The sequence below is a fragment of the Clostridium estertheticum genome (assembly GCF_026650985.1).
GTDB lineage: Bacteria > Bacillota > Clostridia > Clostridiales > Clostridiaceae > Clostridium_AD > Clostridium_AD estertheticum_C.
Genome location: NZ_CP086239.1, coordinates 4,754,256 through 4,771,330 on the forward strand (window position 1 = coordinate 4,754,256; position 17,075 = coordinate 4,771,330).

At 31.0% G+C, this 17,075-nt stretch carries 12 protein-coding genes and 1 riboswitch; all 12 genes read left to right on the forward strand.

The window, feature by feature from the left end; all coding sequences use genetic code 11:
• The first annotated feature begins 337 nt into the window (after positions 1 to 337).
• The 12 genes from glgB to LL038_RS22885 all read left to right on the forward strand — a co-directional run bounded on the left by glgB (position 338) and on the right by LL038_RS22885 (position 16,773).
• Positions 338 to 2,242, forward strand: coding sequence for a 1,4-alpha-glucan branching protein GlgB (glgB, locus tag LL038_RS22830; protein ID WP_216122607.1), 1,905 nt, complete (start codon positions 338 to 340; stop codon positions 2,240 to 2,242).
• A 37-nt stretch (positions 2,243 to 2,279) separates the two neighbouring features.
• Positions 2,280 to 3,434 (forward strand): glucose-1-phosphate adenylyltransferase, encoded by a 1,155-nt coding sequence (locus LL038_RS22835; RefSeq protein ID WP_216122609.1) that lies wholly within the window; start codon positions 2,280 to 2,282, stop codon positions 3,432 to 3,434.
• Between the two features lie 18 nt (positions 3,435 to 3,452).
• The gene (gene glgD, locus LL038_RS22840; protein ID WP_216122611.1) at positions 3,453 to 4,562 is read left to right on the forward strand and encodes a glucose-1-phosphate adenylyltransferase subunit GlgD; all 1,110 of its coding nucleotides are present in this window, start codon (positions 3,453 to 3,455) and stop codon (positions 4,560 to 4,562) included.
• 73 nt (positions 4,563 to 4,635) lie between these two features.
• Positions 4,636 to 6,069, forward strand: coding sequence for a glycogen synthase GlgA (glgA, locus tag LL038_RS22845; protein ID WP_216122613.1), 1,434 nt, complete (start codon positions 4,636 to 4,638; stop codon positions 6,067 to 6,069).
• A gap of 83 nt (positions 6,070 to 6,152) precedes the next feature.
• The gene (locus LL038_RS22850; RefSeq protein ID WP_309245054.1) at positions 6,153 to 8,585 is read left to right on the forward strand and encodes a glycogen/starch/alpha-glucan phosphorylase; all 2,433 of its coding nucleotides are present in this window, start codon (positions 6,153 to 6,155) and stop codon (positions 8,583 to 8,585) included.
• A 193-nt stretch (positions 8,586 to 8,778) separates the two neighbouring features.
• Positions 8,779 to 9,933: a glucose-1-phosphate adenylyltransferase gene (locus tag LL038_RS22855; RefSeq protein ID WP_309245055.1), complete on the forward strand. Its 1,155-nt coding sequence runs from the start codon at positions 8,779 to 8,781 to the stop codon at positions 9,931 to 9,933.
• A 19-nt stretch (positions 9,934 to 9,952) separates the two neighbouring features.
• A complete protein-coding gene (glgD, locus tag LL038_RS22860) occupies positions 9,953 to 11,071 on the forward strand; it encodes a glucose-1-phosphate adenylyltransferase subunit GlgD (protein ID WP_216122617.1) in 1,119 nt (372 codons plus the stop codon).
• Between the two features lie 74 nt (positions 11,072 to 11,145).
• Positions 11,146 to 11,247, forward strand: a riboswitch (purine riboswitch).
• A 142-nt stretch (positions 11,248 to 11,389) separates the two neighbouring features.
• On the forward strand, positions 11,390 to 11,962 hold the full coding sequence (locus LL038_RS22865) for a xanthine phosphoribosyltransferase (RefSeq protein ID WP_216122619.1): 573 nt from the start codon (positions 11,390 to 11,392) through the stop codon (positions 11,960 to 11,962).
• Positions 11,963 to 12,020: 58 nt separating this feature from the next.
• On the forward strand, positions 12,021 to 13,124 hold the full coding sequence (locus LL038_RS22870) for a BMP family ABC transporter substrate-binding protein (RefSeq protein WP_216122621.1): 1,104 nt from the start codon (positions 12,021 to 12,023) through the stop codon (positions 13,122 to 13,124).
• Between the two features lie 117 nt (positions 13,125 to 13,241).
• Positions 13,242 to 14,762, forward strand: coding sequence for an ABC transporter ATP-binding protein (locus LL038_RS22875; RefSeq protein ID WP_216122629.1), 1,521 nt, complete (start codon positions 13,242 to 13,244; stop codon positions 14,760 to 14,762).
• Complete coding sequence (locus LL038_RS22880) at positions 14,763 to 15,842, forward strand: ABC transporter permease (protein ID WP_216122631.1); 1,080 nt, start codon at positions 14,763 to 14,765, stop codon at positions 15,840 to 15,842.
• Entirely contained in the window at positions 15,835 to 16,773 is a 939-nt protein-coding gene (locus LL038_RS22885) for an ABC transporter permease (protein WP_216122633.1), read from the forward strand. Before LL038_RS22880 ends, LL038_RS22885 begins: the two co-directional genes overlap by 8 nt.
• Positions 16,774 to 17,075: the final 302 nt, after the last annotated feature.

A 17,075-nucleotide genomic window follows, 5' to 3' on the forward strand; every position in this document is an offset into this window, starting at 1 on the left:
TTTTGTTAGGTATTTAAATGTGCTTAAATAATAAAAACTACTCTATTATCTAAACGATTTCAATTTTCACATTAGTAAAAATAATTAATTATCTAATTATTTAAAAATATAATTCCAATTTTTACCACACATTCACCAATTTATATGTTATAATTTTAAATATGTTGAAAATATGTTATTAAAAGTATTTTAAGACAATAAAAACATATTGAAGTAAATTTTCGTTTGACAATAATTTAACAACAGGACAGTTATACTTTATTGATGTGTTAACTATTATAGGAATCAAATCACATTCGTATAAATTATAATTTGTTTAGGTTTTGAGGGGGGAGATATGAATAACGTAGAAGATTTCTTATCTCATAGACATGAATTTAATAGTTACAAATTTATGGGATGTAAACTTAAAATAAAAAATGGAGAAAGGGGAGCTGAATTTTCAGTATGGGCACCAAATGCAAAAGAAGTCATGGTGGTCGGAGATTTTAATAATTGGGATGGGTGCACGCATTCCATGAAAAATATAGAAAAATCAGGTTTCTTTAATATTTTTATCGAAGAGATCAAAGATGGTGATTTATATAAATATAAAATAATAACAAATGATGGAAAAGTACTTTTTAAGGCTGATCCATATGGATATTTTTCTGAGGTAAGACCTAATACCGCATCAATTGTAACGGATCTAAAAGAATACTTGTGGAATGATAAGAATTGGATGATGCATAGGGAAAAAAGAAAGCCATACGATATGCCCATAAACATATATGAAGTGCATCTTGGTTCATGGGATCGTGGCCATGAGAATAGATTTTATTCATATATGGAAATTGCAGACAAGCTTCTTAGTTATGTAGTATACATGGGATATACCCATATAGAATTGCTCCCTGTGACGGAACATCCATTAGATGATTCCTGGGGATATCAAACTACAGGTTATTTTTCTTTGACTAGTAGATTTGGAAGTCCAAAAGAATTTATGTACCTTGTAAATAAGTTCCACGAAAAGAACATAGGAATTATATTGGACTGGGTTCCAGGACACTTTTGCAAAGACGAACATGGGCTTTACAAATTTGATGGAACGAATTTGTATCAATATGATAATCCAGAGCTTGGTGAAAATTATGATTGGGGCAGCGCAAACTTTGATCTTGGAAAAGTTGAGGTTCGTGAGTTTCTTATTTCAAACGCAATGTTCTGGTTTGAATTATATCATATTGATGGAATGAGAGTGGATGCCGTTTCTAACATGTTGTATCTAGATTACGGGACAAGGCATGATATGGATCTTAAAAATTCTAATGGAACCAATGAAAATTTAGAAGCTGTCTCATTTATAAAAGAGTTAAATGAGACTATATTTAGAAATTATCCAAATGTCTTAATGGTTGCAGAGGAATCTACAGCATGGAAGGGAGTAAGTGCACCCACGAGTACTAACGGACTTGGATTTAACTATAAGTGGAATATGGGCTGGATGAATGACATGCTAAAATATATGCAACTTAATAGTAATGAAAAGAAAGCTCAACATGGGTTAATAACATTCTCATTAATGTATGCTTTTTCTGAAAATTATATATTGCCTTTATCACATGATGAAGTGGTTCATTGCAAGAAGTCGCTATTAAGTAAGATGCCAGGGGGTTATGATGATAAATTTTCAAGCTTAAGACTTTTTTATGGGTATACGATGGCACACCCTGGTAAAAAATTATTATTTATGGGAGGTGAATTCGGTCAGTTTATTGAATGGAATCCTAATAATGGTTTGGATTGGCTTCTACTAGATTATCCTAAACATAAAAAGCTCCAGCGATATACTAAAGCTTTAAATGAATTTTATAAAGACGAAAAAGCTCTATGGCAAAAGGATCACACTAGTGATGGATTTGATTGGATTGATCCTAATAATTCGAATCAAAGTGTAATTTCCTTCGCAAGGATAGGGCATGACAGGGATGATTATTTAATAGTAGTTTGTAATTTTTCACCGGTTTCTTATGGGATATATAAAGTCGGTGTTCCTGAATTAGTAAATTACGTGGAAGTATTTAATAGTGATAACAGTATGTTTGGTGGTAATGATAAGTTAAACAATAAAATTATATTGCCTATTTTTGAAAAATGGAATAATAAACCTTATTGTATAAATATTACTCTGCCAGCATTATCTATAGTTTTTATAAAAAAAGAAAAGCAGGACGTTTTATTAAAAGCAAGTATATATTAGGGCACGATAGCTTAAGTATAAAAGGGGGAAGATTAGAATGGTTAAAAAAGAGATGATAGCTATGATACTCGCAGGAGGTCAGGGATCAAGACTAAAGCAATTAACGAAAATGACGGCAAAACCTGCAGTACCATTCGGAGGGAAATATAGAATTATAGATTTTTCTTTAAGTAATTGTTCTAATTCTGATATTGACACAGTAGGGGTTCTCACTCAATACCAACCATTGGCACTGAACTCTCATATAGGAATAGGCGCTCCTTGGGATTTAGATAGAAGAAATGGAGGGGTGAGTCTTCTTCCACCTTATCAAAGTGAAGATGGTGGTAATTGGTACAAAGGGACAGCTGATGCTATATTCCAAAATACAAATTATATTGATAGCTTTGACCCAGAATATGTTCTTATTTTATCAGGAGACCATATTTATAAAATGGATTATTCAAAAATGTTAGATTATCACAAAGAAAAGGGTGGCGATGCCACTATTGCGGTAATAGAAGTACCAAGGGATGAGTGTAGTAGATTTGGAATAATGAATACCCTTGATGATGGTAGCATATTTGAATTTGAAGAAAAACCAAAAGATCCTAAAAGTAATTTGGCCTCTATGGGAGTTTATATTTTTAGTTGGCCAGTACTTAAGCAACTTTTAAAAGATGATAACCGTGATGAAATATCTAGTAATGATTTTGGTAAAAATATAATACCAAAAATGTTAAATAATGAACAGAAATTGTTCGCATATCATTTTAAAGGATATTGGAGAGATGTTGGTACTATTGAAAGTTTTTGGTCGGCTAATATGGACTTATTATCTGATGATAATAAACTTGACATACACGACGATAAATGGAGAATATATACAGTTAATCCAATGCTTCCACCACAATATATAGGACCTGATGCAATTATAAATAATGCAATGCTTAATGAGGGCTGTACGGTCCTTGGTGAAGTAAATAATTGTGTTCTTTTTCAAGATGTACATGTTGGAAAAGGATCTAAGATATCTAATTCAGTTATTTTACCTAATACTAAAATAGGAAATAATGTGGTTATAGATAAAGCGATTATAGGAAGCGATGTTGTTATAAGACGTAACTCATATATTGGCAATGGTCGAGATATTATTGTTATAGAAAAGGGACGTGAAATTAAAGCTGATTTAAAGGTAGTAAGTAAATTATAAAATTAAGGAGGTGTTAAAATGCTTAAAAACTATATAGGAATGTTAATGTTAAATGAACAAGAAGATAATATTAAAAGTCTTACAAAATCAAGACCTATAGCATCTATACCAATAGGTGGAAGATATAGAATCATTGACTTTGTGCTTTCAAATATGGTTAATTCGGGTATTCATAATATAGGTATATTTACAAACACAAAATCTAGGTCTTTAGTTGACCATGTAGGTTCAGGGAAACCTTGGGATTTAGATAGAAAACTAAATGGATTATTTGTATTTAATCTTACATCAGAAAGATCTCAATTAAGGGATATAGACGTATTAAGTAGCAATATGGAATATATATATAGAACTAAGCAAGAATATGTAATAATATCTTCTTCATATATGATATGTAACATGAATTATAATGAGGCAGCTAAGTACCATGAGCAGTCCGGTAGTGACATAACTTTAATATACAAAAAAACAAATAACGGGAAAAAACATTATGTAAATTGTAGTACATTATATATTAATGAAGATAACAAAGTTTTGAGCATTGGTAAAAACATAGGTTCAGAGGAAAAATTAAATATATCAATGGAAATGTTTATAATGAAAAAGACGACTCTTATAAATATTGTAAACAGGTGTATTCAGACAGGGAGTTATAATTCAATAAAGACGGCTATATATAATGAAGTATCAAAATATAACGTAAATGCATATGAGTTTAAGGGTTACCTTCAATGCGTAAATTCGATTCAGAATTATTACAAGACCAGTATGGATATGTTAAATGCTAAAATAACCAAGGAATTATTTTTTAACAATGGGTTAATATATACAAAAAGTAAGGATGAAGCTCCTACTAAATATTTTAACGGGTCAGAAGTTAATAATTGTTTGATTTCAAATGGATGTATTTTGAAAGGGAAAATAGAGAGAAGTGTAATTTCAAGAAGGGTTACTGTTGAGGCTGGTGCTGTTCTTAAAAATTGCATAATATTTCAGAATTGCGAAATAAAAAAAGGATGTAAACTCACTAACGTTATAATTGATAAAAATACTGTTATAAGTGAGAATACAGTACTTGAGGGTGATGAAGAGTTTCCAGTTGTTATAGAGAAAAAATTTAGAACATAAAAACATTAAATTTAAGAGACAAACAAATAACTACAATAATATGTTGTTTGTTTGTTTAAAGTGGGGGGTTTATATGAAAGTATTATTTGTGGCGTCGGAAGCTTATCCTTTTATAAAAACTGGAGGTCTTGGGGATGTGGCATATGCGTTACCTAAGGCTTTAAGAAAAATCGGAATAGATGCAAGAGTAATTATACCTAAATATAGTAACATTCCTTTATCATTTAGAAGTTGTATGGAGAACATAGCTTCTTTTAATGTAGAGGTTGGATGGAGAAATAAGTATTGTGGATTAGAACATTTAATGTACGATGGAGTTCCTTATTATTTTGTAGATAATGAGTATTATTTTAAAAGACCTAACATTTATGGGGATTATGATGACGGTGAAAGGTTTGCTTATTTTTCTAAAGCAGTCCTTGAAGCTATAAGATACATGGGAGATTTTAAACCGGATATAATTCATTGTAATGATTGGCAATGTGGTCCTGTACCAATACTCCTTAAAGACAAGTATAGTGAGGACGATCTGTATAATAAAATAAAGAGTGTATTCACTATACACAATTTGCAATATCAAGGAATATTTCCAAAAGAAGTATTAGGTGATTTACTAAATTTAGACTGGAAGTATTTTAACGAAAATGAAATGAAATTTTATGACTCTGTCTCTTTCATGAAAGGTGGAATTGTATTCTCAGACGCTGTAACTACAGTAAGCAAGACATATGCAAAAGAAATTCAAACTCCTTTTTATGGAGAAAGACTAGATGGATTATTATCTTCAAGGTCAAGTAACTTATATGGAATAGTAAATGGTATAGATTATGAAATCTATAGTCCTAAAGTTGATAAAAAAATATTATATAATTACGATATTAAAAATATAAAACAAAAGGTTAAAAATAAATTAAAACTTCAGGCAAAACTAGGGTTTCCAGTAACTGAGGGTATACCAATGATAGGAATTGTTACAAGACTTGTGAAACAAAAGGGTTTAGATCTAATTGTTGAGAAATTACAAGAACTCCTTAGCCTTCCTATTCAAATAGTATTACTTGGTAATGGTGATGAATATTATGAGGATATATTTCAGTATTATGCTTCTATTTATCCAAGTAGAATATCGACAAACATCATTTTTGATGAAGTCCTAGCACAACAAATATATGCTGCTTCAGATATGTTTTTGATGCCATCATTATTTGAACCTTGTGGTATAGGTCAACTTATAGCACTCAAATATGGAAGTATCCCAATCACACGTGAAACTGGAGGACTTAAAGACACAATTATTCCTTATAATAAATATACTGGGAAGGGTAATGGATTCTCTTTTAATAATTATTCGGGCAAAGAATTACTCGAGACTATAAATAGGGCTCTCGATTTGTACAAAGATAAAAATTCTTGGAACAAATTAGTTCAGAATGCTATGAGTTCAAATAATAGTTGGGAGAATTCGGCTAAAAATTATATGAAATTGTATAGTGATCTAAATAAATAATGGTTAACATTTAAAAAAATAATGGTTATTTTTTAATATGTTATGCACATAAGCGAGATCTAAAATTTTAGGTGGTGAATGTTGTGGTAATTGATAAAAAGATGTTTAAAATGGATTATATAGAAAAACTACAAACAATGTTTGCAGAAGAAGCAGTTGATGCTTCACCTTTGCATCAATATTATGCGTTAGGTGCACTCATAAAAGATTATTGTGCAAAGCCTTGGATAGAAAGCAACAAAGAGTATGCAAAAAACAAAGGAAAACAAGTATATTATTTTTCAATGGAATTTTTGGTTGGTAGATTATTAAATAGTAATCTAGTTAATCTAGGGCTCAAGGATATATGTGAGCAGGCACTTCACGAACTAGGAATTAATTTGATTGAGGTAGAGGATATAGAAGCAGATGCTGGGCTTGGTAATGGTGGACTTGGAAGACTAGCAGCATGTTTTTTAGACTCTATGGCGTCGACGCAGGTACCAGGTCATGGCTGTGGCATAAGGTATAAATATGGATTATTTAAACAAAAAATAGAAAATGGTTATCAAGTAGAAGTTCCTGATAATTGGTTAAAAAACGGTAATGCATGGGAAATAAGAAAAGAAAATAAAGCTGTCGAAGTAAGATTTGGAGGAAATGTGCATTTAGAGGATGATAATGGGGTAACAAAAGTTATTCATGAAAATTATGAATGTGTACGTGCAGTGCCTTATGATACTCCGATAAAAGGGTATAAAAATAATACTGTAAATACTTTAAGGCTTTGGAGCGCAGAAACTATGGAGGAAGATTTTGATTTTTCATCATTTAGTCAGGGGAACTATGTAAAAGCTGGAGAGAATAAATATGCAGCAGAAGCTATTTCACAAATTTTATATCCGGATGATAGTTATGAAAAAGGAAAATTATTAAGACTAAAGCAAGAGTATTTTTTTGTAAGTGCTGGGCTTCAAAGTATTGTAAAAAACTATAAAAAGAAAAAAATATCGCTCCTTGAGTTTCATAAACACGTTGCAGTGCAAATAAATGATACTCATCCTGCAGTGGCAGTGGCCGAGCTAATGAGACTTTTAATGGACACGGAGAACTTATCTTGGGATGATGCATGGTACGTTACAACAAGAACTACAGCCTATACTAATCATACAATTATGGCAGAAGCATTAGAAAAATGGCCTGTAGATATGTTTAAAAAATTACTTCCACGAATTTATATGATTGTTGAAGAAATAAATAGGCGTTTTTGTAATGAAGTTTATCATAGGTATAATGGTGATTGGAGCAAAGTAAATAATATGTCTATTATTTATGATGGATATGTACGAATGGCATATCTTGCGATTGTAGGGGGACACTCTGTTAATGGAGTAGCAAAACTTCATACAGAATTATTAAAACATCAAGAACTTTCCGATTTTTATGAATTTTTCCCGGAAAAATTTAATAACCAAACTAATGGGATAACTCATAGAAGGTGGTTACTAAATTCAAATGTTGAGCTTGCAAAGCTTATAACAGAAACTATTGGTGATAGTTGGATAAAAACTCCAAATGATCTCGATAAATTAATTAAATATGCAAAGGATTCCGCTTTTCAAGAGAAAACACAAATTATAAAAACAAATAATAAAATAAATTTTTCGAATCATGTATTATCAAAGTATGGAGCTTCAATAGACCCGAGTTCAATATTTGATGTTCATGTAAAAAGAATGCATTCATATAAAAGACAAACTTTAAATGTACTTCATATAATGTATTTATATAACCAGATACTCGCAAATCCAAATATTGATATGGTTCCAAGAACTTTTATATTTGGGGCAAAAGCGTCACCTAGTTATTATATAGCAAAACAGACTATTAAGCTTATTAACACTTTGGCCAGTAAGATAAATAATGATCCTATAGTTCGCGGGAAAATAAAAATATTATTTCTTGAAAATTATGGAGTGTCACTTGCCGAGAAAATCATTCCTTGCGCAGATGTGAGTGAACAGATATCTACTGCATCAAAGGAAGCCTCAGGAACTGGTAATATGAAATTTATGATGAATGGTGCTATAACAATAGCTACTTTGGACGGAGCAAACGTAGAGATATTTGATGCGGTTGGAAAAGAAAATATCATATTATTTGGTCTTACTGCCCAAGAAGTAATAGAATATTATAAGAATAAAACTTATAACTCTTATGATATATATAATAATGATTTGAGAATAAAAACCATATTAGATCAATTGATAAATGGATTTTTAGGAACACCTAAAACGGAATTTGCTGGTTTATATGAGAGTTTGCTAACACATAATGATGAGTATTTTGTGCTAAAAGATTTTGATGCGTATGTTAATGCTCACAGTGAGATTGATAGGTTATTTAGGCAAAAAGATGTTTGGCAACAAATGTCAATTATAAACATTGCCAAATCTGGTATATTCTCTAGTGATAATACTATAAAAAAATATGCAAAAGAAATTTGGGATACACCACCAATTAATATTAAGTTGTAGTTTAGAAAATGCTATACTAGACAATTATCTAGTATAGCATTTTGTTTTATAATTGTTGTTGACAAATTGTATATATTAATCTATGATTTTGATAAAATGAAATAGAATTTGACAAGTTCTTTAGAAAAAAATTAGGTTGATTTAGCATGTTTTGTATTATATATGATCTAAAAAATATAGAAAGGAGAATACTATCATGAAAAAAGAAATGATAGCAATGATACTTGCAGGTGGTCAAGGATCAAGATTAAAACAATTAACAAAAATGATAGCAAAGCCTGCAGTCCCATTTGGAGGAAAGTATAGAATTATAGACTTTTCTTTAAGCAATTGTTCTAATTCAGGTATCGACACAGTGGGAGTTCTTACTCAATACCAACCTTTGGCGTTAAACGCACACATAGGCATAGGGGCTCCATGGGATTTAGACAGGAGAAACGGTGGAGTAACTCTCCTTCCACCTTACCAAAGTGAATATGGTGGTAATTGGTACAATGGTACAGCAGATGCTATATTTCAAAATATAAATTATATTGATGATTCTGAGCCAGAATATGTAATTATTTTATCAGGAGATCATATTTACAAAATGAACTATTCAAAAATGCTAGATTATCACAAAGAAAAAGGCAGCGATGTTACTATTGCAGTAATAGAAGTACCAGATGATGAGTGTAGTAGGTTTGGAATAATGAACACAAGGGAAGATTACCAAATATATGAATTTGAAGAAAAGCCTAAGAAACCTAAAAGTAATTTAGCTTCTATGGGAGTTTATATTTTTAACTGGCAGGCTCTTAAAAAACTTTTAAAAGAGGACAATCTTGATAAAGAATCTAGTAATGACTTTGGAAAAAATATAATACCAAAAATGCTTCAGAATAATCAAAAATTATATGCATTCCCATTCAAAGGATATTGGAGAGATGTTGGTACTATTGATAGTTTTTGGTCCGCTAATATGGATTTGATATCTGACAATAATGAACTTAATATACATGATGATAAATGGAGAATATATACAGTAAATCCAATGCTTCCACCTCAATATATAGGACCAGAAGCAAGTATTAATAATGCTTTGCTAAATGAGGGTTGTACTGTGTATGGAGAAATAAACAGTTGTGTACTTTTCCAAGGAGTACATGTAGGAAAAAATACTAAAATTACTAATTCAGTTATTCTGCCTAATACTAAAATCGGTAATAATGTGGTTATAGATAAAGCCATTATAGGAAGTAATGTTACAATAAGACGTGATTCATATATTGGAAATGGAAACGATATTATCGTTGTAGAAGAAGGGGCCGAAATTAAAGCTAATTCGAAGATATTAACTAAATCATAAAATAAACGAGGTGATAAAAATGCTTGAAAATTATATGGGAATATTAATGCTAAATGAGAGAGAAGATAATATTAAAAGCCTTACGAAATCAAGACCAATAGCAGCTATTCCAATAGGCGGAAGATACAGAATTATTGATTTTGTACTTTCAAATATGGTTAATTCAGGTATTCATAATGTAGGTATATTTACTAATACAAAATCTAGGTCACTAGTTGATCATCTAGGTTCAGGGAAACCCTGGGATTTAGATAGAAAAACAAATGGACTATATGTATTTAATCTTACATCAGAAAGATCGGAGTTAAGAGATATAGATGTATTAAATGATAATATGGAATATATTTATAAATCAAAGCAAGATTACGTAATAATATCTTCTTCATACATGTTATGTAATATGGATTATAATGAAGCGGCTATTTATCATGAGCAATCGGGTAGTGATGTAACAGTATTATATAAAAAAATAAATAGTGGGAAGAGTGAGTATTTAAGTTGTAGTACATTATATATTAATGAAGAAAATAAAATCTTAAGTGTTGGGAAAAACATAGGGTCATCGGATAACCTAAATATATCAATGGAAATGTTTATAATGAAAAAGAGCACTTTTATAGATATTGTAAAAAAAAGTAAACAAACGGGATATCATAATTCAATAAAAGCAGTTATCTATGAACATATTTTTAGATTCAACGTAAATGCATTTGAATTTAAAGGATATATTAAGCGTATAGATTCTTTGAAAAATTATTATACTGCTAGTATGGATATGTTAAACACTAAGGTAACCAAAGAATTATTTTTTAGCAATGGGTTAATTTATACAAGGAGTAAAAATGAGGCTCCTACTAAATATTTTAATGGAGCAAAAGTTAATAATGCTTTAATTTCAAATGGATGTATTTTGAAGGGGAAAATAGAAAATAGTATAATCTCAAGAAGGGTGACCGTACATGAGGAAGTAGAAATTAAAAATTGTATAATATTTGAAAACTGTGAAATTAAAAAGGGATGTAAGCTTACCAATGTAATTGTTGATAGAAATGTAATTATGGTTGAGAATACAGTACTTAAGGGTTCAGATGACTTCCCTGTAGTTATAGAGAAAAAAGTCGAACCATATCAATTTTAAAAATAGATATTGATTTAATAAAACAAATGTTGTAATATTGTAATAACAAGTATAAACACGAACAATGAAATGAAAAAAAATTATATTCGCAAACTCATATAAGCTTAGAAATATGGTCTAAGCGTTTCTACCAAGTAACCGTAAAAGACTTGACTATGGGTGTTTTGATAAATAAAGTAATAATAATTTTAGTATGAATTATTTTTATTGAAGATTTTATTATAAACCCCTTAGTTAACGTATTAACGCGTTATCTAAGGGGTTATTGTTTTATATTACATAATACGCGCAAAAATTTATTGACGAAGGAGAAAATGTATGGAAGCACTAAAGAATAAGATATTAAGTGAAGCAGCAGTAATAGGTAGTGAGATTTTAAAGGTTGATAGTTTTTTAAATCATCAAATTGATATAAACCTCTTAAATGAAATAGGACAAGAGTTTAAAAAAAGATTTGCAAAAAATGAAATAACAAAAATATTAACAGTTGAAGCATCGGGTATAGGAATAGCATGTATTGTGGCACAATACTTTAATAACGTCCCTGTAGTATTTGCAAAAAAACATGATTCTACAACAATGGATAATAATGCATATGAGGCTGAGGTGTTTTCTTTTACAAAAAACAAAAATTATAAAGTTAGAACTAGTAAAAAATATATAAATAAAGGGGACAAAATTCTAATAATTGATGACTTTTTAGCAAATGGAAATGCGGCGCTTGGTCTTATAAAAATAACGCGTCAGGCGGAAGCTAGTATTGTTGGAGTGGGAATTGTAATTGAAAAAGCATTCCAAAATGGTAGGGAATGCATAGAAAAGGAGGGCATTAAAGTAGAGTCTCTAGCGATAATAAAATCTTTAAAAGATAACAAGGTAGTTTTTAAATAAATAAAAAGTTTTTAAATAATAATTATTTGACGTAAAAGAATTAGAGGGGGCATTAACAATGAAGAAAAAATTAGGAAGTTTATTACTTGTATTTACATTACTTACATCTATGGCACTTGTGGGATGCGGTAGTGCAAAAACTAATACAAAAACTACGAAAGAAAAAGAAATGACAGTAGGATTTATATATGTAGGACCTGTAGGTGACGGAGGTTATACATATTCTCATGATATGGGAAGAAAAGGGCTTGAAAAACAATTAGGTGTAAAGACTTTGTATAAGGAATCCGTAAAAGAGAATGTAGCGGATGTAGAACAAACATGCGAGGAAATGATTAACAAAGGAGCAACTGTTATTGTAGGAACAAGTTTTGGATTTATGGATGGAATGGCTGCATCAGCTAAAAAACATCCTGATGTTAAATATCTTCATGCATCTGGGTACACAACATCGGCAAATATGTCTACATATTTCGGACGTATATATCAAGCAAGATATCTTTCAGGTATAGTTGCAGGTATGAAAACTAAAACTAATAAAATAGGATATGTAGCTGCATACTCAATACCAGAAGTAGTAAGAGGAATTAATGCATTTACTTTAGGCGTACAATCTGTTAATCCTAAAGCTGTAGTAAAAGTAAAATGGACTAATACTTGGTATGATCCAGCTAAAGAAAAAGAAGCAGGAAAAGCATTAATTGCAGAAGGTGTGGATGTTATTACTCAACATCAAGATACTGCAGGTCCACTTCAAGCAGCAGAAGAAGCAGGGATATCTGCTATTGGATACAATACAGATATGAGTGCTAAAGCACCTAAAGCATATATGACAGCTCCAGTTTGGAATTGGACGCCTTATTATGTTGAACAAATAAAAGCTATTCAAGCTGGTACTTGGAAATCAGGAAGTTATTGGAAAGGTCTAGAATCTGGAGTAGTTAGTCTTGCACCACTTACAAAAAATGCACCAGCAGGAGCAGCAGAAGCTGTTGCTAAAGCAAAAGCTGATATTTTATCAGGTAAAAACAAAGTATTTGTAGGACCAATAATAGATCAAAGTGGAGCTGTTAAAGTTGCAAAAGGTATAGTTATGACAGATAAGGAACTATTATCATTTAATTGGTTTGTTAAAGGTGTAGAAGGAAAAATAGCAAAATAAAATAAATTTAGCTTTTAAAAATTAAGGAATATAGCAAACATGATATTATGGTTGCTATATTTATTAAATTTAACGGCAATATGATCCAATAAATACGCTAGAAAGTAGGAGGTAAATATGGATAAAATCCCTTATGTATCTATAGAAAATATTAGTAAAACTTTCGGGAAAGTAATAGCTAATAATAATATGAATTTAACTTTGCATGGCGGAGAAATCCATGCACTACTAGGTGAAAATGGGGCGGGTAAAAGTACCCTTATGAACATGTTATCAGGAGTTTATACTCCTGATAGCGGTTCTATTTTTATTCATGGAAAAAATACTAACTTTAATAGTCCAAAAGATGCAATTAAAGCTGGTGTAGGAATGATTTATCAACATTTTAAATTAGTTGAGGAAATGACTGCAAAACAAAATATATTACTTGGTCAAACAAGTGGACTGTTTTTTAATAACAAGCTGGAAATCAAAAAAATCAATGATCTAAAAGAAAAGTTTCATTTGGAAATGGATTTAAATAAATATGTTTCAGAGATGCCAGTAGGTGAGAGGCAAAATCTTGAAATACTTAAAGTGCTTTATAGGGGTGCTGATATTTTAGTATTAGATGAACCTACTACTGTATTTACAGAAAGTGAGACAGAAAAATTATTTAAAATAATGAGAAGTATGAAAGAGAAAGGAAAAGCAATTATATTCATAAGTCATAAAATGAATGAAGTAATGGAGATTTGCGATAAGATTACTGTATTAAGAAAAGGTGAAGCTATAAAGACACTTAAGAAAGGAGACACGAGTCCTAAGGAATTAACAGAGCTAATGATGGGTCGCAAAGCAGATTTATCTATAAAAAAGGTAGATAAAGAGGCTGGTGAAGTAATGCTTGAGGTATCAGATTTAATAGTTTTAAATGCTGAAAAAGCAGAGATTCTTAAAAATATTAGTTTCAGTCTTAGAAAAGGTGAAATTCTTGGTATTGCTGGAATTGCGGGTAGTGGACAAAGAGAATTATGTGAAGCTATTGCAGGTATTGAGAAGGTAGCGAGTGGCAAAATAGTTTTAGAGGGAGAAGACCTTGTAGGGAAATCTCCGAGAGATATTATCAATAAAGGTATAAGCATGAGTTTTATACCAGAAGATAGATTAGGAATGGGACTTGTTGCGTCTATGGGTATGGTGGATAATCTTTTACTAAAGGATTATCATAATCAAAAAGGAATATTTATAGATAGAAAGCCAGTCATTAAAAAAGCAAAAGAAATGATGAAAAAATTTGAAATAAAAACGCCGGATATATATCATCCTATAAAATATTTATCAGGTGGTAATATTCAAAAGATATTAGTTGGAAGAGAATTAAGCATGCATCCTAAAATACTTATTATGGCATATGCCGTTCGTGGGCTTGATATTAATACATGTTATACGATATATGATCTTATAAGTGAGGAAAAGAAAAAGGGAACTGCAGTTTTATTCATAGGAGAGGATCTCGACGTATTAATCCATTTATGTGATAGGATTATGGTGATTTGTGATGGCAAGATTACTGGAATAGTTGATGCAAAAGAGTCTTCTAGAGAAAAGATCGGTATGATGATGGTTGGAAATACTGACGATATGGAGGCGATATAGATGATTCAGATTGTTAAAAGGTCTAAAATCAGCAAAACAGATAATTTAAAAATTAGGTGTATTGCAATACTCCTATCACTTGTAGTACTTGCTATGTTTCTGTTAATCATTAACCTTAATCCAATAGATGTGTACGCGGCGATTATTCAGGGTAGTTTTGGTTCAACTTATAGCATCCAGCAAACATTTATTAAGGCTATACCACTTATTATAAGTTCTCTTGGAATAGCTATAGCATTTAGAATGCAATTTTGGAATATTGGAGGAGAAGGACAAATACTTATGGGAGCATTTGCTGCTACTTATTTTGCTCTAAAATTTCCGAATATGCCTAAATTTCAGTTGTTATTAATAATGTTTTGCGCAGGAATACTCGGTGGGGGATTATGGGCATTAATTGCAGCATTGCTTAAAGGTAAATGGAATACTAATGAGACTATAGTAACATTAATGTTAAATTATATTGCAATAAAATTTATAACTTATCTTCAGTATGGACCTTGGAGAGATAAAAACGCAATGGGTTTTCCTAAAATTCCTAGTTTCTCTGAAAATGCAACACTTCCGGATGTTTTTGGTATAAATATGGGATGGATAATTGCAATTATTTTAACAATTATAGTATATATTTTCATAAAATATACTAAGAAGGGTTATGAAATTTCGGTCCTTGGAGAAAGTGAAAAAACAGCTATATACGCGGGTATAAAAATTCGAAAAACTATGTTTATAGCAATATTTTTAAGTGGTGCTTTATGCGGAATTGCAGGTGTAATTCAAGTTTCAGCTGTTAGCAAAACGCTTTCTGCAGATGTTGCAGGTGGAGTAGGATTTACAGCTATAATTATAGCATGGTTATCATCACTTTCTGCACCTATTATAGTAATAGTATCTATACTATTTGCTGCACTTGTTCAAGGTGCATCATTTATTCAAACAGCATTTGGAATACCAGAAGCTGCCGCACAATTAATACAAGCAATTATTTTATTCTTTGTATTAGGTAGTGAATTCTTTACTAAGTATAAAATAAATTTTAAATCTAAGGGAAAACTAAAGGGGGTAAATAAAAATGAATAGTGTAACAACATTTTTAGCCGCTGCAGTAGTAGCTGGTACTCCTCTACTTTTTGCAACACTCGGAGAATTATTAACTGAAAAAGTTGGTAACCTTAATTTAGGGGTAGAAGGCATGATGCTTATGGGATCTGTTATTGGGTTTATGGCAGGAGTAAGTACAGGAAATCCAATAATAGCAATGATCGCTGCAGCAATTGCTGGTGGCTTTGGAGCTCTTATATATGCATTCTTAACCATATCACTCAGGGCGAATCAAGTTGTATGTGGCCTTACACTAACTATATTTGGAACAGGTTTTTCAAGCATGGTAGGTAAAAATTTGATAGGGCAAGTTACTCCAAATACAATTAAAAATTTCTTTGTACCTATAAGAATTCCAATAATAGGAAACATACCTTTTATAGGAGATATATTTTTTAATCATGATGTGTTTGTATATTTCGGATATATTATGACTATCCTTTTATTTATATATTTATATAAAACAGCTAAGGGACTAAATACAATGGCAGTTGGAGAAAATCCAGCAGCAGCAGATGCAGCTAGTATAAATGTTAGTCTTTATAAATATATTAACACATTAATAGGAGGAGCCCTTTGTGGACTTGGTGGAGCATACTTATCCCTTGTTTATGTACCAGCTTGGCAGGAAAATGTAACAGCAGGCAGAGGATGGATTGCTGTTGCCCTTGTAATTTTTGCAACGTGGAAACCTCAAAAAGCAATAATTGGAGCATATCTTTTCGGTGGACTTGATATATTAGGATTTAGACTTCAGGGGTTACCGGGTTTTGAGATATCGCAATATCTTATTGATTTGTTACCTTATGTAGTTACAATAGTTATTCTAGTAATAGTATCAATGAGGAAATCGGGTAAAAACTCACCACCAGCTGGACTCTCAGTTCCTTATTTTAGAGAAGAAAGGTGATCTAATTTAAGGAGGGAGTTAGGGGGACAAGCAAGTTAACCGGGGGACGGTTAACAACTAATTGATGTTTAAATGATTAAATGTTGAGGGGCGGTTAATAACTAATTGATGTTTTAATGATTAAATGTTGAGGGACGGTTAACAACTAATCGATGTTTAAATGATTAAATGTTGAGGGACGGTTAACAACTAATTGATGTTTAAATGATTAATGTTGAGGGACAGTTAACAACTAATTGACTTATATAAATAAATTGTGTAATTAGTTGTTAACCGTCCCCACTTTTTTTCTGCTTTTTTTG